Genomic DNA, 19,751 nt, shown 5'->3' with positions numbered 1-19,751 from the left:
TCACTTAGTGTCTGCAGGAATCAAATTCGGGCATTGGTCTGGCTAATTGCCACCGCTCACCACTGGATCCCCTGCAGCGGCTACTCACGCTCTCCTGGATGCGGTCCAGCGCACAGGACCAGCTATCGCCGGCGCATCGATCAGCAGCTCACTTATGTGTCTGTAGGAACCGGATCTGAGCATTGCCCTGGCTAAATGCTACCGCTCACCGCTGGATCTCCTGCAGCGGCTACTCACGCTCTCCTGGATGCGGTCCAGCGCACAGGACCAGCTATCGCCGGCGCATCGATCAGCAGCTCACTTATGTGTCTGCAGGTTCCGGATCTGAGCATTGTTCCTGGCTAATTGCTACCGCTCACCACTGGATCCCCTGCAGCGGCTACTCACGCTCTCCTGGATGCGGTCCAGCGCACAGGACCAGCTACCGCCGGCGCATCGATCAGCAGCTCACTTATGTGTCTGCAGGTTCCGGATCTGAGCATTGTTCCTGGCTAAGTGCCACCGCTCACCGTTAGATCTCCTGCAGCTGCTACTCACGCTCTCCTGGATGCGATCCAGCGCACAGGACCAGCTACCGCCGGCGCATCGATCAGCAGCTCACTTATGTGTCTGCAGGTTCCGGATCTGAGCATTGTTCCTGGCTAAGTGCCACCGCTCACCGCTGGATCTCCTGCAGCGGCTACTCACGCTCTCCTGGATGCGGTCCAGCGCACAGGACCAAGTATCGCCGGCGAATCGATCAGCAGCTCACTTATGTGTCTGCAGGTTCCGGATCTGAGCATTGTTCCTGGCTAATTGTCACCGCTCACCGTTGGATCTCCTGCAGCTGCTACTCACGCTCTCCTGGATGCTGCTACAGCTAAATATTTCAAATCATACTTGTATCATACTTTTTAGGTACGTTACAGGCTGAAATACGTGATATTCTTATAACATGATAATTTTTGACACCAGGCAGTTACACGAGGGACATTGAGTTAAGAAGTGATACTTCTTTCGAAAATCATATTAAGCGTGAAGGTGCCGATAGTAGGCGCTTTTTTTGTTTAAAGAGGGGGGTAACATGGGAATCTGGTCTTTTAAAGAGGCGGCAGAAGTTTTAGAACTTGCTGAAAGCTCTGCGAGGCGCTGGGTTTACAGTTTAGAGAATGCTGGGTATCAATTCGGGCGTAAAGAGAAACGAAGAAAATTGACTGATGAAGATATGATTGCGCTACTAAAACTGAAACTGCTGAGTCAGAGAATGAATCTTGAAGAGGCATGTGCCGTTGTTTCAGATGAAAATATAAATCCAGAGCGAGTAGTTATGATCGATAGTGATTACGAAGTAGCTGAAAAAGAATTTGAAGAAGAGTTATTCAAATTAGATTCATCTATTTTTTGGGAAGGTGGAATTCAATCAATAGAAAGAGTTAAAGAAATGTGGACGATATTAAAACAAAAGGAACAGCACAGTTAATAGTGCTGTTCCTTTTGTTTTAATGATGTTAAAGGCGAGAGAAGGAGGAAATAAAATTGCTAGAGGCTACCAAATTAATTAATGATGCTTTGGAGATCGTAAAGTTGGGAACACAAAAATTTAAGGTGAGTGGCGGTTATATTATGCCGCGCGGATACGCATTTAAACATCCTAAATTGGGGTATCTGGCTTTTTGTCATAGCCCAAATTGCCCGTATAATCCGATAGGTGGTCAAAATGCTCTCAAAGAGATTTTAGATGCTGGAGGGTTTACAGGATTTGAAGATATCGTTTGGTTACAGGATATGATATAAGGCTACTGAAGTAAGCTATATAAAATAGGATTATAGAAAGGAAAAATGAAAGATATGTCGGAAATTAAAACGGATAGTAGAACACTGATGATTGCAAATCCTGGTGGTGGTGATACTATCGGATATTTGCAAAAGACAATTGGACAACTTCCAAAAAATAAAAAAAGTATCATTGTTGAATTTCCATGTCTTGGTATTCCACGCATAGCTTATGCGCTAGGAGAAGAAGCGGTCAAGATTGATAAGGAAAAGTCCATGGATCAGTTACTCTTGGACTATGACCGCAATGCACCAGCTGAAATGAGTGAATATATTTACACGAAGAATGATAGCAGTGATTATATATTGATGAATCCACGATCTAACCCTGAAAATCCTGTTACTAGAAGAATTAACAGCAACAGTTCATTGATCGAATTACCGCTTTATTTAAAGAATAAACTTTCCAGTATGTATGATTATATTTTTTTCGTTAGTCAAGGAACAATGATTCATCCAGCAACTTTGTATGGAATGAAAGTTGCAGATATCATTGTTTTCTATAGTTTGAGTGAAATTGAATTCGTGAATAATTATACTTTTTCTAAAAAAAGTAATGAAGTGTTTGGTATAGAGAAAGAAAGGCTGATTTTATTTTCTGCCACTAATCATTTGCAATCTAATAATATCGCAATTTATACCAAACACAGCGAACTAGCCAAAAAAATTTCGGAAATTGAGCCTAATGTAATTCAATGGAGTCCGCGAAATAGCCTCAAAACAGGAAATGAAAATATTGGGCTGATTGATCCAATGGATCATTTAACTCTTAAATATCATTTAAGAGAAGCAAAGACAGAACTTTCGGACTTGGAAATGAAGAACATAACATCTATTACTGAAAGAATAAGAGGACAACTCGCTGAGGGGCATTTAGATGATTATGTGAGTTCACTGACAAACGAAGATAAAAGACAAAAAATTAAATATTTGATTGCTGATATGGTGAGAAGTATCACGGATTTTGTTTTTACGATGCCAATCACTGATGTTATTGAAATGGTGCAAAAAGAAATTACAGAGCTTGGTGTAATCCAGGAAATTTTAGATGATCCTACCATTAGTTCAATCGAAATCAACGGTCCTGATCAGGTCATTGCAGAAATTAATGGTAAAGATGTCCATATGGAGCATATAAAATTTCAGGGTACGGAGCATTTAATACAGACCATTGACAAAATGCTGATGCCGATAGGAAAGCCATTGTCGAGTAATGAACCAATTATTGATGCTAACTATCGAGGCTTTAGAATTTGTGCTGTTGCAGATAATAAACATTACTCAGGGGTGAGTGGTGGTCACTCTCTTATTTCAATAAGAAAATTTCCTCCTAACGTATACACAGACGAAGAATGTATAAACTATGGAAATATAAGCCTGGAAGGAACCGAGTTTCTTCAATTCGCCATAAAAATGGGGGCGAATACTCTGGTTGCTGGTGGAACAAACAGTGGTAAAACTGCTAAATTGCTTATGTTCCCTCAATATGTTCCAAAGATTACTAGAATCATTTCAATTGAGGACTCTGAGGAGTTGATGTATGCAAGCAAATTGCAATATAAAGATTATCCCAATTTACCATCTTTGTTAGTTAAAAATATTGAAGATAAAGACAAAAGTTATGGTATTGGAAAATTAGTTAAGGCTACTCTTCGGTTAAAGCCTTCTGTGTTGGCTATTGGCGAAATAAGAGATGAAGAGGCGGCTTCTGAAGCTTTAATTGCCATGAATACAGGTCATGTTATTTGGACAACCATTCATGCCAATAGCGCAGCAGAAGCAGCTGTACGGTTATTGCAACTTAACGGGAATACTAATGCAGCTGCAGCGCAAGTGGCTGGTTCCTTGGATCTTATATTATTTCAGAAAAGATCGAAGAAAACTGGTGTGAGAGTTTTGATGGAAATAAGTGAACTGATTAGTTACAAAGGAACAGAGGAGCCTGTTTTAAATACAATTTTCAAGTATAACCCCATGACTCAGGTTTTAGAGTTTAAAAATAAGATTAAATCAACAAGCTTTTTGGAAAAAATTCAATCAGAAGAACCTGATGAAAAAGAATATCATCGCTGGTGTGAGGTGGAGGGTATATGAGTTTTGCACTTATTGCATTTGCAGTTATTGTTATAACTTATGGTATATCCAGCTTATTACCTAAGAAAAAAAGTGAAGTGAGGAGTAACCGGCTACGAAATGCTTTTGGTTTTGATAGTGTAAAGGATCAAGCCACTGATCTAGGCTTAAAGTTTCAGCTAAAGCACTATATTATTCTTATGATAATTTCAATGGTGGTAGGAATTTCAATCGCGTTTATAACCGATAACCTAATGTTCGCAGTAGTCGGAACAGTTATCGGTTTTTTTGTGCCGCGATTAGTCTTTTCAAAATTAAAATATTCTAGAAGAAAGGCTATGCTTTTTAATCTGCCCACAAATGTAAGACTTTTAGTATCCATGATGAGGGATTGCAAATCTCTTCAAAAGTCTTTGGAAATGTCTTTGCCAGTAATGTCTGGTGTCACTAAACCACTTTTTGAAAATCTGTATAATTCTCTTTTACTTGGGGTAGATCCACGAACTGCTCTAAAACAAATGAGTGCTAAAGTTCAGTTTCGGAAGTTCGATGATCTATGTGAAAAGATAATAATGGGGAATATTGATGGGTTCCATACGAAGTCCATTAAAAGTATTAAGGAGTCAAATGATGATATTAAGAGTGACATCGCCTTGCTCCAAACTATTGATGTTGAGAACAGGACTAAACGAAATAAGTTTTTCGTTATTTTTCCTGCAGGATGGGCAATAATTTTTTTATTCGCTTATCTTGAAAAAAATATGGAGAGTATTGGTTCGTCATTAACCTTATTGACTACACCAGGCAAAATATTGGTTGGAACCTTATTGTTGACTACTTTTTTCGCATATTTGGGCAGGGATAAGTATTTAAGATTAAATTTAGACAACTTGTAATGAACATTATTTATAAATTAATTAAAGGAGGTGAAAAAAAACGAATCTTTCATTTTTGTTTTCAATTGTGATACTAATCATGTCTCTACCAGTGCTGTCTATTATCTTGCCTGGATTTGATAGGCAAAAAAAAATAACAAAAATGGCTGTTTTTCTTAATATGGACGAGAAAGAAATCCGGAGAATGGAACAAAATTCTTTTCTTGTTCTTTTTTCGGACCGGATTGAAAAATGGAAATGGTTAGATCAAATATTTGGAGAAGCTACAAGGGCAAAATATATGACTCTGAATAAAAAGGATAGCTACCCATATTTCATTTCCAAAACGATATTAAAATCATTACTGTTTGTTCCAATAATGGTGTTGTTACCAGTAGTGACGCATATGCCAATACTTTATACACTAGTCCCACTTTCAGTGGGGCTTTTAATTTGGAACGATATTAATGATATTTCAAAACAGCACAAAAAAAGGCAGAATTTATTGATTAGGGATCTTCCAAATCTCATTAGCAAAATGATAAATGCGCTAGAGGTCGGTAAGCCCTTAAAAGGTATATTCGAAGCAGCCAGTAATCAAGGTAGCGAACTTCTTGGGCAAATGCTCAAGCGTTTAATCGCTAATAGCGACAGGATGTTAATGAAAGACGCACTGAAGATCTTTGCAGAAGATATTGATCTTCCAGTAATGTACGATTTTGTATCTGTAGTCAATGTTATTTTGGAGAAAGGATTCCACGAAGGGGAAGATGATTTAAACTCAATAAAAAATGATTTAAGGGATTTACGTAGACTTTCACTGATAGAGCTCACCAAAGGAAATCCCGAAAAAATGAATTTATTCTATGGGATTCTAATCTTTCATGACATGATTTTTATGGGTTTGATGGCATTTAAACTTTTTGCAGGTCTAGCTGCACTTTAAAAAAATTAAAATATGGAGGAGATATTATATGTCTAGTATCATCGGAAAAGCTAAAAATAATTTTAAAAATGTAGGTGCAAAACTTTATTCTAAAAGTATGTCCCTTATCAATGGAGATAAAGGCGATGGCGTGAATTGGGTTGTAGTTACATTAGTAACTATTATATTGATTGTTGTTGTTTTTGTAATGTTTAAAGATACACTGATTCCGTTGATTTTCGGTAAAATTTCCAGCAAAGTCAATGAAATTAGCTGATTTTATGAGAAGAGAAATGAAGAATTTGATAAAAAGAGAGGATGGGGACAGTCATGTCTCTATCCTTTTTTATTCTCTAATAGTTACTTTTTTTGTCATGTTCGGATTGTCAATATGGCAGTACACAGAGGCCAAAGGCATTATTAACAGTGCTGCTAATGAAGTTTTGCAAGTAATGAAAGTGCAAAATGGCGCTAACGCACAAACTAGACAACAATTTAATGATTTATTGGTAAGGGCTGGTATGGATCCTTCGAAGGTAACTTTCCAAGCTACTTCACAGACTGTACAGAGAGGGGACGTATTAGAGATAAAGGCATCTAGGACAGTAGATATTTATGCTGCCAAAATTTTAGGATTAACCTTTAGCTTGCCCATTAACGTTAAGGTTACAGGTCTTGCCCATAAGCTGATCAGAGAAGGAGGGTAACTAAATGTGGATGAAATTATGGGGGGCTATTCTAATAGGGACATTCTTTTTCATTTTCTCCTTTGACACATATTCAGTTAGCTATCTATACGCTAAGTCAGGACGGGCTTTCGAGCATTCAATTGATGCTGGGATAATTGAGTCAGGAATTGTAACGGATGCTCAACAAGGTACGGTAACACTTGATGAAGATATGTTGAGGAGTGCAGTGAAGCGTGAATTTATTCGCTATATGAACCTTGATCCATTGATGGAGAATGCATACATGAGCGGAAGTCAGTTAGATTTAAAGATCTCTTATGATTCAGATGGAATCCCTTGGATTCAGGTTGAGTTCAAAACAAGGATTTCATACTCAATAAAAGAAATAAGTTATCCTCTTTCATTAAGTCGAAGAATAGCGTATGAGAGTATTTATATATAACAGAGAAAAAAGGAACACATTAACGAGGAGGCGTAATCTTTTGAAACGATTTTGGAACAAATATACACGGGCTCTTTCATTTATTGTTATTGGGCTTGTAATATTAATCGGAGTTAACACCGTTCAAAATAGAAATATATCTCAACAGGTAGAAACGCAAAGGGTTGTTGTAGCCAAACAGGACATTGCACCATTTACCGAAATAACAAAAGACAAGTTGCAATATCGCGAAATAGTTCTGAGTGAAATTCCAACAGATGCGGTTCTTGATGCTGAAGATCTCAAATTCGGTGATCTTTATGCAGGGGAGTATGGTATTAGAAATAACGAACCGGTTAGGACAACTTATAATACGACATCCTTGAATTCAGAAGTTGGCAGTAGTATTGGTCTTAAAGAGGGAATGACTGAAATCGGGATAGCCACTGATTTAGTCCGATCTGCAGGGGACGATGCTAAACCTGGTGTCTATGTCAATGTTATCGCTTATGTAAGGGATGAGGCTACAAATCTTAGCAAAAAAGTTGTAGATCCAAAGTTAACTAATATTAAGGTCTTAAAGCGCCTGAATTCAGAAGGAACAGCACCTGATGCAGCATCAGGTAATAGTCTCATTCCAGTAGTAGTTGTGCTTGAAGTGACCGTTGAGCAAGCCGCTGCTATCATGGAATACCAGGAGAGTGGAAAGGTGTACTTACTTCCGGTAGGTATAAAATCTTAATAGTCTGAAAATTATCTTTACTTTATGTCAGACAAAAATTATAATTAGGTATGACATAAAATAAGGTGATATGATGAGGGAGAAAGAAACGCCTTTAAACCAAGTGAAAAAAAGGAACAGAGGGCGACCTCCAGCAGAGAATCCAAAGGTCAAACGAACAGGATTGAGGCTGGATGATGAATCAGCTAAGATACTACAAAATTACTGTGAAATAAACAACGTAGATAGCTCAGAAGCGATACGAACAGCAATAAAGCTTTTAGGTGCGAAAGTGAATGATTTTGGTGGTACTGAATGGAAAGAAAAGGTGCAGCAAAGTCAACAAATATTTAATGAAGCAACAACTTCAATTAATAAATTATTGAAAAATCTTTATGAAGTAGTACCGTATGAAAATAAGGGAAAGGGTGATAAAAATGAAAACGAATAAAAGTATGAAGTTGATAATTTCTCTCCTCATGCTCTTTAATATTGTTGGTATTGCTGGTGTTTCTGCTGCCCAAGTTCAGGGAGTCACGGTAAAGGTGAATAATAAAAACGTCACATTTCCAGATGCAAAACCCTATACAGAAGGTGATAGGGTGATGATTCCTATTCGATTTGTGTCTGAAGCATTGGGCGCAAATGTGGGATATAGCAAAGAAAGAGTAGTTACAGTTCAACAAGGTGATAAAAAGATTACAATGAAGGTAAACAGTACTTCTGTAGTGGTGGATACTGTTATAAAAAAACTTGATGTTCCGGCACGTTTACAACAATCCCGTGTCTTTGTTCCACTGCGATTTGTGTCAGAGGCTTTAGGAGCTCAAGTCGGATGGGATCAGAAACAAAGAATTGTGAGTATTACAACTGATACAAAGAAACCAGTTGATAATGGATCACAGCAGCCTAATAAGGATTTCGGTTGGAATCAAGAAAACAAAGACCTTGGAAAAGTTTTGTTTGTGGATAATATAAGCCTTACAAACGGCGTGGTTACTTTTACGCTTCCGAAAGATGTGAAGGGAACATATTATAATCCTGGCGGTGGTAGTTTGCTAACACCAGGGAATAAATATACTTTTGCTGTTGGACAAGGAAAGGGATTTGTTGCTTTCTCGATGGTAGATCCTACAAATGCATTTTGGGAAAACTTTTCAGTTATTTTTGATGTTCAAGATTCAAACCTTGTAAGGGATTTTTCCGAACATAAGAAAGATGCAGTAGTTAAAAATGGAGATAATGAGAGCCTTTTGTCTGAAGTAATTAAAGCAGCCCAATCTTTAAAGTAATCTGCTTTTATGAGTCGAATAAAAATCATAATCTTAGCAAAAAGACCCCTTTAAAAATGAGGGGTCTTTTTGCTAAGAGAAAAGAGGAGGGTTACGTTTGAAAAGGAAAATAATGCTAATTATCTCATGTTTCTTTGTTATATTCGGTGCAGTGTCTAGCGCTGCGTCAGCTGATCCAATGGTGAAAAAATATGTGCCTCTCTGGAACTATGACTATGAAGGGACTGCGCTTAATGGTTATATTCCAGCCATTGATAAAGATGTTAACGGGAACGTGTGGAAGTTAACGGGCTGGAAAAGTGTTTTTAATTTTCCAAATAATAAATCAAGCATTATTAATAATTATGATGTTTTCAATGTGAAGAATAGTCCAGGGGAAGATTTTGATAAAGAGAATGGGTTTGGTTTGGTGTATAAAAGTGCATCAAGCTTTGGTACATTATTTGATGCAATTAATTCCAATAATCTAACTGTAAGTACTAAACAACTAAAGTATTATCGTGATAATTTCATGTTAAGTGCTGATGATGCGATTTTTAAAGAAGGGCATCCCTTTTTTTATAAATTGGAAAACTATTACCCTCTCATTCGTACATCGGGAATAGTACAGCGATTGGGAATAAAATTTGTGAAAACTGAAAAAACATCTGAAACTGAGAGAACCGCTTATTACAGTGTTTCACCTTGGCCTGAATTGAACGTTGTCCAGGGTAATAATTTGACAATAAGTTTTACTGCTTCAGGTTATAGTGAACGTAATATTCGTGTAGTTGCAGCGCCTAAAGGAGCTTTTCCGGATCTAAGTAACGTTGTCTCCTTAACAGATGGGAAATTGATAAATACTACTGAAGATACCTTAAGTAAAACTCTCAATTTCGAAGCTAAGAAGATTGTTAAAGTTCTAGGGAAAGACGTTGATATTATTGTAGAGGATGGTTATGGCAGAACCGCTATTAAGAGTTTGACACTGGCTGACAATACACCTATGGACTATAAACCAACTGAATTAACGCTTACAGAAGGTGGTCAGTTATGGGCTAAAGTTCGTTATGATGGAGAAGATTTTATCACTTCTGATTCAGTTAACGTAGCTGGAATCCCTAATACTGCAGAAATGAAAATCGGTGGTGCAGTGACTGGTGAGTTCACTATGTACAGTAACCAGACGGCGCTGCCTCAAACTATAACCAATGGTACAACATTATCCTTTTTTCTAGGTAAAATCGATGTTGGGAAAAAGCCTGGTAAATATTATATTAAAGCGAAAGCAACGATCAACAATCCAAATCATCAGAATCGTGCGCTGGAGTCACCAGCTGCAGCATATCTTAACAATGAAATTAGTGGTGAATGGTTAATCGAAGTGGCTGAACCATTAACTGACTTGGTTGCCCAATCAGTGACGGCAGCCCCTTCAACGTTAGTAGTTGGAGATTCATCTATAATTTCTGCTAAAGTTAAAAATATCGGTGATAATGGTAAATCTAATGTGCGTATTCGTTTCTATGATAATGGAAACCAAATTCATGAGCTAAGAAAAGATCTATTGGCTAATCAAACGGCTACTGTCGGCGGGTTTACTTGGTCTGGTGGTGAGGGAGTACACAATATCACAGTTCATGTAGATCCACTAAATGAGGTTGAAGATAAGGACCGTTCAAACAATATTGCATCTACTGGATGCACAATAAATGGGCGTTCTGGATCGAGTGACGGAAATTGTTCACCTAAGCTAGAAGGGGATTGGAAAGTAACATATAGTCTTATAACGGGATATCACACTAAGACTAGTTATTACACCTGGAAAGATATTAATGGGAAAGAGTACTATAGTTCATATAGTTACACTGACTATAGTGATCCCATTTGGGAAAACAGAAGTGTCTCGTATCAAGAAGAGTTGAAAGTAACCTCAACAGTTACTACAAAGCAAGGGATTGCAACGGACCTCAAGAAACCTAAAGAATCTGATCGGGAAAGTAGAGGATCATGGGAAATCATACCTTATGCAAATAAATCTTCTAAAGATCCTAATAGGATTACTCGGGCAGGATACGGTTTTGAGGTTAAGGTGAATACTGACTATAGCAATGATTGGGAAACAAAAGTACCAACGGGGTTGAATAATACTGCAGAACCGATAGGTGGAAGCTTTAAAGGTCCGGACGCAATGTATGCGATGGTTTATGATACGAGAGGTACTTTGGTTAAAACTATTAAAATGGAAAAAACCTCGGGTAATAACAATACAGCAACTTGGGAGCTGCCAATACAAAGCGTAAAATCGGATTCAGGGAAAGTATATAATGATAGGAAATTTTTCACTGCTGTTAACTCACCTAATGGATCCTACACAATAAAAGTATACTCATCTGAATCAGGTATGACTGGATTGAAAGTATGTTTTGAAAAGAAGGTTGAAATATGGGGTTCAATGTATGATGATGTTCAAAATTTAAAGAGTAATTAATTCTGTTAACAGTAGCCATATCCTCGGATATGGCTATTGTTATTTTGATTTGGAGGTGAATATTATACTGCTGCTTATTGCTCTAATTTTAATCTGTATGATATTTAGCTATACGGATATCAGGACAAGAAGAATTCCAAACAAAATCATTCATCCTTTGCTTATATTGATCTTCGTAATCAGAATGTTTGATATCCAGTTTTATTTCGGGCTCATACCAGCTTTAATATTCACAATTCTTTTTTTTGTTAACTCAAACGCGATTGGTGCTGGCGATATTAAGCTAATTGCATTGATTGGACTGGTTCTTGGTTTGGAAAACACACTCTTTGTGATAATGGGGATGAGCATCTCTGCGATGCTATATCTTATCTTCCGACTCTTAAAAGATAGAGTAAATGTTAAGTCAATCCCATTAGCTCCATTCTTGACGTTTGGGGTTTTTTGTAGCGTTATTTTACTTTATTGATTTAGAACTAGACCTATTTTTGAAAGGAAGAATGAACATGGAGAATAGTATTATTAATTCAAAAATCGTTGAACTTGCCGTGAGAAATATCCGTGCTTCCAATGTGAATGTTGAAGAAGCTTATTCATTGGCATTACGTGAGGCTAGTCAATATTTTCAAACAAATCTTGATATGCCCATTTCACTCTCTGTGAAACGTCTCATTGAAATGAAAATCTGACACATTATGTTGGATGAAAGGTGTTGTTGAAATGAAAAAAACTTGGATATACATATTTATTATCTTTTTTCTGACTGTTGGAGGATTTCTTAATATCGGTTCAATAACAGAGGTGCTTGCCGATAATGTAGAAGAAAATCATGTGAGTTCAGATGAACAGATGAATGTGGAGATGAGTGTCCTAGATGATGTTTATAAAGTTGAGAAAGATACTGTAATAACTGAAGTGTACTCTTCTCAATTACTGAAGGTTGTTCCTTCAATAGATTCTCCCAGTATTGATATGTCTGGAGTAACACTTTCGAAAACTCTTACCGTGGAGATTGGGAATTCATCAGAAAGTGGGTGGCAATACGATATATCAATGCAGGATTTTATTGTGACTAGATCTTACTCGGATAATCGTCACGTAACCGCAAGTTTCCCGTCAAGTTATGTTGCTTTCACGGTTACTGATTTAGAGGCTAGTGAGGGGAATCCAGAGGGGATATTCTTAGGTTCTGGATTTTTCTCGGACTCGCAGACTGTTCTTCAGGCTTCAGAGGGATCTGGTAGAGGTACATTTAAGGCTGCTATTAATCTAAATATCAGCGTACCGGCTTTACTTGATATTAAGAACGCCCAGGGGATGTCAATACCTGAGGGAAGAATAGGCATGTTAACCGGAAGTTATTCATCAACAATGACTTGCACATTGGTTTCAGGAATTTAAGAAGTTAGAGAGGAAAGAAAAAATGAAGAAAATAAGGACCGGTTATTTCAAAATCATTTCATCCGTTTTGATGATCTGGTGTGTATTTTTGGTGGGGATGGCAAACGCAGAAAGCTCATTCGTACTTTCACCAACTAAAGAAGTGGAAGAAGGTCGAGGTTACTATAAAGACCAGATCAAGCCTGGTGACACTCGGGAATATACTTTTTTCATTCGAAATGCAAAAGACAATCCTGTAAAGATTAAAATGTATCCAGCAGATGCTCTACCAGCTCAGAATGGGGGGAGGAGCTTTTCGGAAAAGGATCAAGAACTTAAGCTCGTGGGAAAATGGATGGAGCCGCAAGGAGTGAATGAATTCACTCTGAAGCCTAAAGAAGAACGCAGTTTTACTTATAAATTGACTGTACCAGCGGATATTACTCCAGGTCAGTATGTCGGCGTTATTGCTGCTGAAGAGCTGATCAAGGCAGCAGAACAAAATCCTAACATTCAAGGGCAGCAAGCATCATTAGCCATTGATGTGGTTAACCGAAGTGGCGTGCAGATGGTTCTGGAATACAAAGCAGATCAGGCGAAGCATAATATGAGCATTGATAGTTTTAAACATGATTATGTTAGTTCGGGATATTCCAGGCTGACGGTAGAGCTCAGTAATTCAGGAACTATACTTGAAAAACCTAAAGGTAAAATTCGTATAAATGATAGTAAAGGTCAAATAATCTATAAACAGGATTACGCTGCAGAGTCAATCTATGGTGGGACAACAGCAGATATGGTTTATATCGTGAATGAGACTCTTTTGTTACCAGACACATACGAGGCGTATTATGAAGCGACTTTTTCCGGAAAAACAATAAGTCGTACTTTTTCGTTTTCTATTAGTCCTGAGCAATCCAACGTATCTAAAGAGGCTTTAATACAAAACGGAAAAATAGAAGTAACTCAAACATTTTGGGATTGGTTAGAGCTTCATCTTTGGGTAGTTATTTTAGTAATCATAATTATTGTTATCTTTTTCTTTTTGTTTTTTTGGTTGTTGTTACTGCTTTGGAAACGGAAAAAGGAAAAGGAAGAAGAGAAAGAGTCTGATCCGGAGGCTATTAAACCCGTAGATAAGCAATTAGAAAACTAAGAAGGAATTATTAAGAACGGACTCTATATTTTTTAGGGTTCGTTTTTTGTTGTTTTATTGTCTTGAAAGGAGGTGGTGATGTTCGCAGTGTAAGCTGATTTATAACAAAGATAAATTTTCGAGGAGGAGAATCATGAAAAAAGTATTATTAAGTATTTTAATGCTGGTAGCCTTAGCAGTTCCAATGTCTGCTTATGCCGCAGATACAGGTGAATCAGAAGTTGTGGTAACTGGTGCGGGGCTTCAAATAACTCAAACGAAACCAACCTTTACGGATGTAACGCTTGATTTGAAGCAGAACCAGAGTTCAGCTGCTAACAGTAATTTGTATGTACTAGATGCGCGTGGTACTGCAGCTGGTTGGGGTGTTGTACTCAGAGCTTCCGATTTTAAACTGACAAAAATGGTAGGTGGAAAGGCAGTTGAATTTGTTATTCCTGCATCGGCTGTATCGTTCTCAACCTTGTACAAAAGTGCTATTGTCGGGACACCAATTGATTTCCAAGGAGCCAAGGGAGAGTTAGCAAATCAACAGGTGCTCTCCTCAGCAGACAGTCGTATTGTAGCTGTGATTCCCTCTGAAGGGGCGGGAACTCATCAATTTTTAGTTAATTACACCTTGAATGTTCCTAAGCTGATTATGGGTAGTAACGGTCAACAGGTAGGTTTGCTACAAGGTACCTATACCTCAACATTTAGTTACACTGCAACAGCAGGAATATAAATTCGAATACTGGAGGAAAACAATGAGGAAACAACGGACTCACACTGCGTATAAGAAGACTAAGAGTGGATTTATATTTTTCTTAGTTCTGATGTTATTAGTTCCGGCATTAACCTTTTCTGGAATGGCACCTAAGGCACAGGGGGCGTCTTTCAAATCTGTAGTTGATGTAACTACTACCTATGCCCTGGATAATGATGTGTATTTTAGAGTTACGTTTTCAGATGAGTCAAAAGCTTATTTCCACAATAACACATTGGAGTATCCTTATGATGCTAATATTCTAGATCGTGTACCTGGATATTACAGGGATAGAGACGGCTACATTTGGAACAGTAGCACAAATACAAAAATTAGTTCTTTAACGTATACATCTTTAGTTTCTTACAAGCTTAATATGAGTGGTGTTGTAGCTCCCAGTTATTTCGCCCTGACAACTGATGGAAAAGTACACGCATGGGGCGAAGGGATAAAAGGTCAGTTAGGTACAGGAAGTGTTGCAGATAGAACTACACCTGGTTTTGTTAAGAATGGATTAGATAGTACTGATCTCACTGGAGTTAAAAAGATATTGGTATATTCTGATATGGGTGTTTTCTTCGTAAAAGACACACAAGTATTCTTTGTTGGTTATAATGTCCTGGGCTTGAATGCAAATCTTGGAGTATCTATGCCCCAAACTGGAATACCTGCCTTTACGAATGGATCATTTGACTTAAAGTTTGTGAATAATGTAATGCTAACTTCGGATGGATCTCTCAAAAAAGAGACAGATGGTAGTTATAATTTTTCATATAATCATTACGACAAGTCAAGAAGATATTTTATTATAAACGGTCAGACATACACATACACTAGTTTTTATAGCCCTGATGGTGGAGTAGATGGTGCGAATTCTACTACTAAAGCGTTAGTACCCTTCAATGAAGATCCTAATGGGGTACTGAAAACGCATGTTTCGCTTCAAGTAGGTTATTTTGAGTTGTATACCTCATTAGAGGGATCAAATCTCTATAGATGGGGTCAATCTAGTATGGCTAAGTGGTATCCAGACACCACAGGAGGAATTAACTTCTCTTCTAAAGAGCTTATGACTACGGGAGTTAAGAAAACAACATCTACGAACTTCACAAGCTTAAATCTTATCCTAAAAGAAGACGGCACTACTTTTGTGTATGGTGAGAATAATAGCGGTTATGCGGGGTTTTCAGGTAGCGCATATCCTTCACCTAAGAGAGTTTACGGTCCTAATGATGAGCTAACAGATGTCGCAGATATTGGTTACGCTGGTCTACAAGGCGCTACTTTTAAAACAATGGGAATGGGAGCTTTTTATGCACTAGTGCCCTCTAGAGGGGCAGGTAATGACCTAGTTTACTGGAAGGGTACTACATTCAAGACAACTGGTGTAGCTGGAGAGGCATTTGCTGGTTTTATTGAGCCAAGAGCTGGAACAGGCGACTCTGTTTTATTAGGTATAACTAAAGCAGGTAATGTATACAGTCTTAGCCCTACAACGGGTGTAGGTTCGAAGATACCTGGATTGACAAATATAGCACCAGAGGGATATGTTCCCACTACACCTGAACAGCCTACCATAACTTCACAAACTCTAGATAGTTATAATAGAAACACACTAACAGTGGATTATGGTACAAGTTCAGTTAAGGAATATTCACTGGATAATGGAACGACATGGACTCCATATACTGCACCTATTGTAATTACACAGTCGGGTTCTATAACATTTAAAGCCAGAGCAGGCGATGGATCGACCTACAGTACAATACTCACGACAACTTTTACAAATGCTCCTATAGTTATCCCAACAGGATATCCAAAGATATTAATTAGCGATGATATTGTAACTATAGATATAGGGTCTACTCCCACAAGTACCACAAAAGTCTTCGTATCTATTGATGGGGTGGAGTCACTTTACACTGCACCTGTAAAAATTTCTGAAGGGAATCACGTAGTAAAGGCGACAATTAAGAATAAAACTACAGATGCTGTATTGGGGGAAGCTACCGAAACCGTAACTTCTGTTCCTGTAGCTACACCAACGCCAACACCAACACCAACGCCAACGCCAACAGTGACACCAACGCCAACAGCGACACCAACGCCAACAGCGACACCAACGCCAACAGCGACACCAACGCCAACAGCGACACCAACGCCAACAGCGACACCAGCACCAACAGCGACACCAACGCCAACAGCGACACCAGCACCAACAGTGACACCAACGCCAACAGTGACACCAACGCCAACAGTGACACCAGCACCAACGCTGGACCCAAGTTGGGGGAATCCAATTGGTTCTGAAGATGTAACATTTAATGTTCTTTCAGGAGGATTTTCCTCTCAATTTAATGGATTACTGCTGGACACAGTAACCATTAGTACTACAAATCAATATCAGGTTCTTAATAGTGTGACAAATTCAATTATTGAAGATTCACGGGGGACAGGAGCCGGCTGGAATTACTCATTAAAGGTAACAGATTTCATTTCTGATCCAGTAATCGACAATAGCTTGGGCGAGAATAACTTGGTAGTTAAAATGCCTTCAAATTCTTTAAGTGTAGATGTTTCTAATTCCAAAGTAATGGCAGGTCAAGATACTAATTTGAGCTTAAACGGTACTTATGTGTTCAATGCTGAACCAGTAGTATTAGCAAAAGCAGAGGAGTTCCAAGGAATGGGACAATATCAAATTCCAATGTCCTATATGTTGAGAGTTCCAGATAAAGTTGAGGTGGTTTCAACTGGAAGTGGAAGTAATTATCAAGTTGGAGCAAAAACGGGGTTGCGAGTAGGGACATACCGGTCACAGTTTACTTTCACCCTTGCATCAGGAATTTAACTAAATAGACCTAGATTTTTTTGGGGTTAGTGATTTGGAAAAGGCTGATTAATGGATCAATTTGATCTATTAATCAGTTTTTTTTTACTTATAAATATCTGAGAGGATGAACAATAATGGATCAAGTGGATTTTTGCAACGATGATAAACGAACGGCGTTAGCCGATTATCTAGGGATAAAAGAGGATCAAGTAAGATCCTGGAACGATGGTTCCTTTACTATAGGTGATAACGATAGTAATGACTATAAATTGACTCTTTCCCCATCTAGTTACGGTATATTCCAAGGTAGAGCCGGCAAATATTACGTAAATAAGAACTAATCTCTACCTGGTCTTGGACGCTAGCAGCATCCAGGAGTATGAGCTGCAGCGAATAGCCAAGGGATGCACAGATCCGGAACCTGCAGACACTAAGGTAAGCTGCTGAAGAAGAGAAGGAGTGATTGAAATGAAGATAGCTGTTTATACCGGAATTACCAATGCGGGAAAACGTTTTGAACAATATACTACCCCTGAAGAAATATTAGAGGGGTACCAGAACAAAGATAAGGCGAGAATAATTATTTCTGACCTAAAAAGAACTGGGGTTAGCGTCCTTCCAATTAAGGGGAGTATTGAAGCAGTTTATTATAAAGTAGTTCCTGAATCTTAAAGGGCTTATTAGTCTATATAGATCCTGGTGTAGAGGTTGCTGCTGGGTGATAACAGCATCCAGGAGAGCGTGAGTAGCAGCTGCAGGGGATCCAGCTATAAGCTGCAGCATTTAGCCAGGGCAATGCACAGATCCGGAACCTGCAGATAGTTAGGTAAGCAGCTGAAGACTCCGGATTGATGCGCCGGCGGTAACAAGGTCCTGGGCGATGGACCGCATCCAGGAGAGCGTGAGCTGCAGCTGCAGAGGATCCAGCGGTGAGCGGTGGCACTTACCCAGGAACAATGCACAGATCCGGAACCTGCAGACAATTAGGTAAGCAGCTGGAGACTCCGGATCGATGCGCCGGCGGTAACAAGGTCCTGGGCGATGGACCGCATCCAGGAGAGCGTGAGCTGCAGCTGCAGAGGATCCAGCGGTGAGCGGTGGCACTTACCCAGGAACAATGCACAGATCCGGAACCTGCAGACAATTAGGTAAGCAGCTGAAGACTCCGGATCGATGCGCCGGCGGTAACAAGGTCCTGGGCGATGGACCGCATCCAGGAGAGCATGAGCTGCAGCACTTAGCCAGGGCAATGCACAGATCCGGAACCTGCAGATAGTTAGGTAAGCAGCTGAAGACTCCGGATTGATGCGCCGGCGGTAACAAGATCCTGGGCGATGGACTGCATCCAGGAGAGCATGAGCTACAGCTGTAGTGGATCCCGTATGGTCTACACCGATTGAATCAATATAACCCTAAATATTCAGAGATAAAGGCGGGGACGGAATGAGTACTAATGATTTTGAATGGAGAATGACAAGGGGTTCAGAATCTGGTTATCTGGTCATTAATGAAATATCGGGTATATGGACGGTGGGTTGGTCTAGTGAAACCTCTAGGATCATAACAGACATGTGGTATCAAGGAGATAATAAAGATACTGCTTTTTCAGTATTTCGTGAGAAAGTAGCAGAAAGGTTAAAAGAAGGCTATAAAGCAAAATAAACAAAACCATGGACTGCATTAAGCAATATTAGGGAACATAAAAAGAAGCTAGCTGAATTCAGCTAGCTTCTTTTTTATGCGTATGTATTATTTCTTATCTGTCACGATAGATTTTTTCAAGAACGTTGATCATATCTTCAGGTCGTAGTGTACCAAGAAATTTTTTGATTTTATCATGATGCAGTGGAACAAAGTCAGAACATCTTGCGACAGAAGGAGAACTAAGACCAGCCTCTTTCCAATGGATGATACTTACATCCCCACCATCATTTTTCCGTTCCTCATGCGAGGTTACTTTAATGACAAGAGAATGATTATCCTTGGTTTCTAAGATTATAGCTGGTCTTAATTTCTCAATGTCCATATCATCAAAAGGATAAAGGACTGTATATAAATCTCCGCGATTATGGTACATAGATTGGGAATGCTACATTTAGCAAGTAGCTAATCCTTTTTGCTCCCCTCTACTCGTTTTTTGAATTCGGATTCTAATCTCTTTAAGTTCTTTTCACCTTTGGCCCAGAGATCGTCAATTACAGAATCCACTTTTTCATTAGCAATACTAAGTCTTTCTTGAACAGTACTCATATCATTTTCCTCCTCATTGAAACACATTTCATTACCCCCAAGATAATAAACAATCTTGTTGACAGTGTGCTCCCATAAGCTAATAAAATATACACAGAACCATTTATTG

The 19,751-nt window shown here is 38.8% G+C and carries 25 protein-coding genes; 23 read left to right on the top strand and 2 right to left on the bottom strand.

What is annotated here, in order from left to right; all coding sequences use genetic code 11:
* Window positions 1-195: 195 nt before the first annotated feature.
* From NSS82_RS32485 to NSS82_RS32380, 23 genes are all read left to right on the top strand, one after another.
* On the top strand, window positions 196-345 hold the full coding sequence (locus NSS82_RS32485) for a hypothetical protein (RefSeq protein WP_340953101.1): 150 nt from the start codon (window positions 196-198) through the stop codon (window positions 343-345).
* 718 nt (window positions 346-1,063) lie between these two features.
* Window positions 1,064-1,459, top strand: a complete 396-nt coding sequence (locus NSS82_RS32480; protein WP_076138944.1) for a hypothetical protein — start codon at window positions 1,064-1,066, stop codon at window positions 1,457-1,459.
* Between the two features lie 56 nt (window positions 1,460-1,515).
* The gene (locus tag NSS82_RS32475; protein ID WP_340953105.1) at window positions 1,516-1,773 is read left to right on the top strand and encodes a 3-isopropylmalate dehydratase; all 258 of its coding nucleotides are present in this window, start codon (window positions 1,516-1,518) and stop codon (window positions 1,771-1,773) included.
* A 45-nt stretch (window positions 1,774-1,818) separates the two neighbouring features.
* Entirely contained in the window at window positions 1,819-3,906 is a 2,088-nt protein-coding gene (locus NSS82_RS32470; protein WP_340953108.1) for a CpaF family protein, read from the top strand.
* Complete coding sequence (locus NSS82_RS32465; RefSeq protein WP_340953109.1) at window positions 3,903-4,781, top strand: type II secretion system F family protein; 879 nt, start codon at window positions 3,903-3,905, stop codon at window positions 4,779-4,781. The genes NSS82_RS32470 and NSS82_RS32465 overlap by 4 nt, the downstream gene beginning before the upstream one ends.
* Window positions 4,782-4,848: 67 nt before the next feature.
* On the top strand, window positions 4,849-5,706 hold the full coding sequence (locus tag NSS82_RS32460) for a type II secretion system F family protein (RefSeq protein ID WP_341109931.1): 858 nt from the start codon (window positions 4,849-4,851) through the stop codon (window positions 5,704-5,706).
* Between the two features lie 28 nt (window positions 5,707-5,734).
* Window positions 5,735-5,962, top strand: coding sequence for a hypothetical protein (locus NSS82_RS32455; protein ID WP_340953115.1), 228 nt, complete (start codon window positions 5,735-5,737; stop codon window positions 5,960-5,962).
* The gene (locus NSS82_RS32450; protein ID WP_340953117.1) at window positions 5,949-6,392 is read left to right on the top strand and encodes a DUF4320 family protein; all 444 of its coding nucleotides are present in this window, start codon (window positions 5,949-5,951) and stop codon (window positions 6,390-6,392) included. The genes NSS82_RS32455 and NSS82_RS32450 overlap by 14 nt, the downstream gene beginning before the upstream one ends.
* A gap of 4 nt (window positions 6,393-6,396) precedes the next feature.
* The gene (locus NSS82_RS32445) at window positions 6,397-6,816 is read left to right on the top strand and encodes a hypothetical protein (protein ID WP_076273382.1); all 420 of its coding nucleotides are present in this window, start codon (window positions 6,397-6,399) and stop codon (window positions 6,814-6,816) included.
* 40 nt (window positions 6,817-6,856) lie between these two features.
* Window positions 6,857-7,537 carry an RcpC/CpaB family pilus assembly protein gene (locus NSS82_RS32440; protein ID WP_076273381.1) on the top strand — a complete coding sequence of 227 codons (681 nt, stop codon included), beginning with the start codon at window positions 6,857-6,859 and terminating at the stop codon, window positions 7,535-7,537.
* Window positions 7,538-7,640: 103 nt separating this feature from the next.
* Window positions 7,641-7,967, top strand: coding sequence for a hypothetical protein (locus NSS82_RS32435; protein ID WP_341109930.1), 327 nt, complete (start codon window positions 7,641-7,643; stop codon window positions 7,965-7,967).
* A complete protein-coding gene (locus NSS82_RS32430) occupies window positions 7,954-8,808 on the top strand; it encodes a copper amine oxidase N-terminal domain-containing protein (RefSeq protein WP_076273379.1) in 855 nt (284 codons plus the stop codon). The genes NSS82_RS32435 and NSS82_RS32430 overlap by 14 nt, the downstream gene beginning before the upstream one ends.
* A gap of 97 nt (window positions 8,809-8,905) precedes the next feature.
* Entirely contained in the window at window positions 8,906-11,278 is a 2,373-nt protein-coding gene (locus NSS82_RS32425) for a CARDB domain-containing protein (protein ID WP_076273378.1), read from the top strand.
* A 55-nt stretch (window positions 11,279-11,333) separates the two neighbouring features.
* The gene (locus NSS82_RS32770) at window positions 11,334-11,747 is read left to right on the top strand and encodes a prepilin peptidase (RefSeq protein ID WP_143761311.1); all 414 of its coding nucleotides are present in this window, start codon (window positions 11,334-11,336) and stop codon (window positions 11,745-11,747) included.
* Between the two features lie 37 nt (window positions 11,748-11,784).
* Window positions 11,785-11,967 carry a hypothetical protein gene (locus NSS82_RS32420; RefSeq protein WP_340953126.1) on the top strand — a complete coding sequence of 61 codons (183 nt, stop codon included), beginning with the start codon at window positions 11,785-11,787 and terminating at the stop codon, window positions 11,965-11,967.
* A gap of 31 nt (window positions 11,968-11,998) precedes the next feature.
* On the top strand, window positions 11,999-12,679 hold the full coding sequence (locus NSS82_RS32415; RefSeq protein ID WP_340953129.1) for a hypothetical protein: 681 nt from the start codon (window positions 11,999-12,001) through the stop codon (window positions 12,677-12,679).
* A gap of 22 nt (window positions 12,680-12,701) precedes the next feature.
* Complete coding sequence (locus tag NSS82_RS32410) at window positions 12,702-13,814, top strand: WxL protein peptidoglycan domain-containing protein (protein ID WP_076138959.1); 1,113 nt, start codon at window positions 12,702-12,704, stop codon at window positions 13,812-13,814.
* 133 nt (window positions 13,815-13,947) lie between these two features.
* Window positions 13,948-14,538: a hypothetical protein gene (locus NSS82_RS32405; RefSeq protein ID WP_076138960.1), complete on the top strand. Its 591-nt coding sequence runs from the start codon at window positions 13,948-13,950 to the stop codon at window positions 14,536-14,538.
* Between the two features lie 22 nt (window positions 14,539-14,560).
* Window positions 14,561-17,410, top strand: coding sequence for a hypothetical protein (locus tag NSS82_RS32400; protein WP_341109929.1), 2,850 nt, complete (start codon window positions 14,561-14,563; stop codon window positions 17,408-17,410).
* 116 nt (window positions 17,411-17,526) lie between these two features.
* Entirely contained in the window at window positions 17,527-17,733 is a 207-nt protein-coding gene (locus NSS82_RS32395; RefSeq protein ID WP_340953135.1) for a hypothetical protein, read from the top strand.
* Between the two features lie 127 nt (window positions 17,734-17,860).
* On the top strand, window positions 17,861-18,064 hold the full coding sequence (locus tag NSS82_RS32390) for a hypothetical protein (RefSeq protein ID WP_076273373.1): 204 nt from the start codon (window positions 17,861-17,863) through the stop codon (window positions 18,062-18,064).
* Window positions 18,065-18,348: 284 nt separating this feature from the next.
* Complete coding sequence (locus tag NSS82_RS32385) at window positions 18,349-18,486, top strand: hypothetical protein (RefSeq protein ID WP_340953140.1); 138 nt, start codon at window positions 18,349-18,351, stop codon at window positions 18,484-18,486.
* A gap of 349 nt (window positions 18,487-18,835) precedes the next feature.
* Window positions 18,836-19,054, top strand: coding sequence for a hypothetical protein (locus NSS82_RS32380; protein WP_076138907.1), 219 nt, complete (start codon window positions 18,836-18,838; stop codon window positions 19,052-19,054).
* 94 nt (window positions 19,055-19,148) lie between these two features.
* Here the strand turns inward: NSS82_RS32380 and NSS82_RS32375 are convergent, their stop codons facing one another.
* Complete coding sequence (locus tag NSS82_RS32375; RefSeq protein WP_076138906.1) at window positions 19,149-19,469, bottom strand: type II toxin-antitoxin system PemK/MazF family toxin; 321 nt, start codon at window positions 19,467-19,469, stop codon at window positions 19,149-19,151.
* A 29-nt stretch (window positions 19,470-19,498) separates the two neighbouring features.
* A complete protein-coding gene (locus tag NSS82_RS32370) occupies window positions 19,499-19,642 on the bottom strand; it encodes a hypothetical protein (protein ID WP_178944263.1) in 144 nt (47 codons plus the stop codon).
* Between the last annotated feature and the right edge of the window lie 109 nt (window positions 19,643-19,751).

Origin of the sequence: Paenibacillus sp. FSL H7-0735 (assembly GCF_038008505.1) — a bacterium.
GTDB lineage: Bacteria > Bacillota > Bacilli > Paenibacillales > Paenibacillaceae > Paenibacillus_AQ > Paenibacillus_AQ odorifer.
The sequence above is the reverse complement of the archived record's forward strand: the minus strand, read 5'-3'. Positions and strand labels throughout refer to the sequence as shown.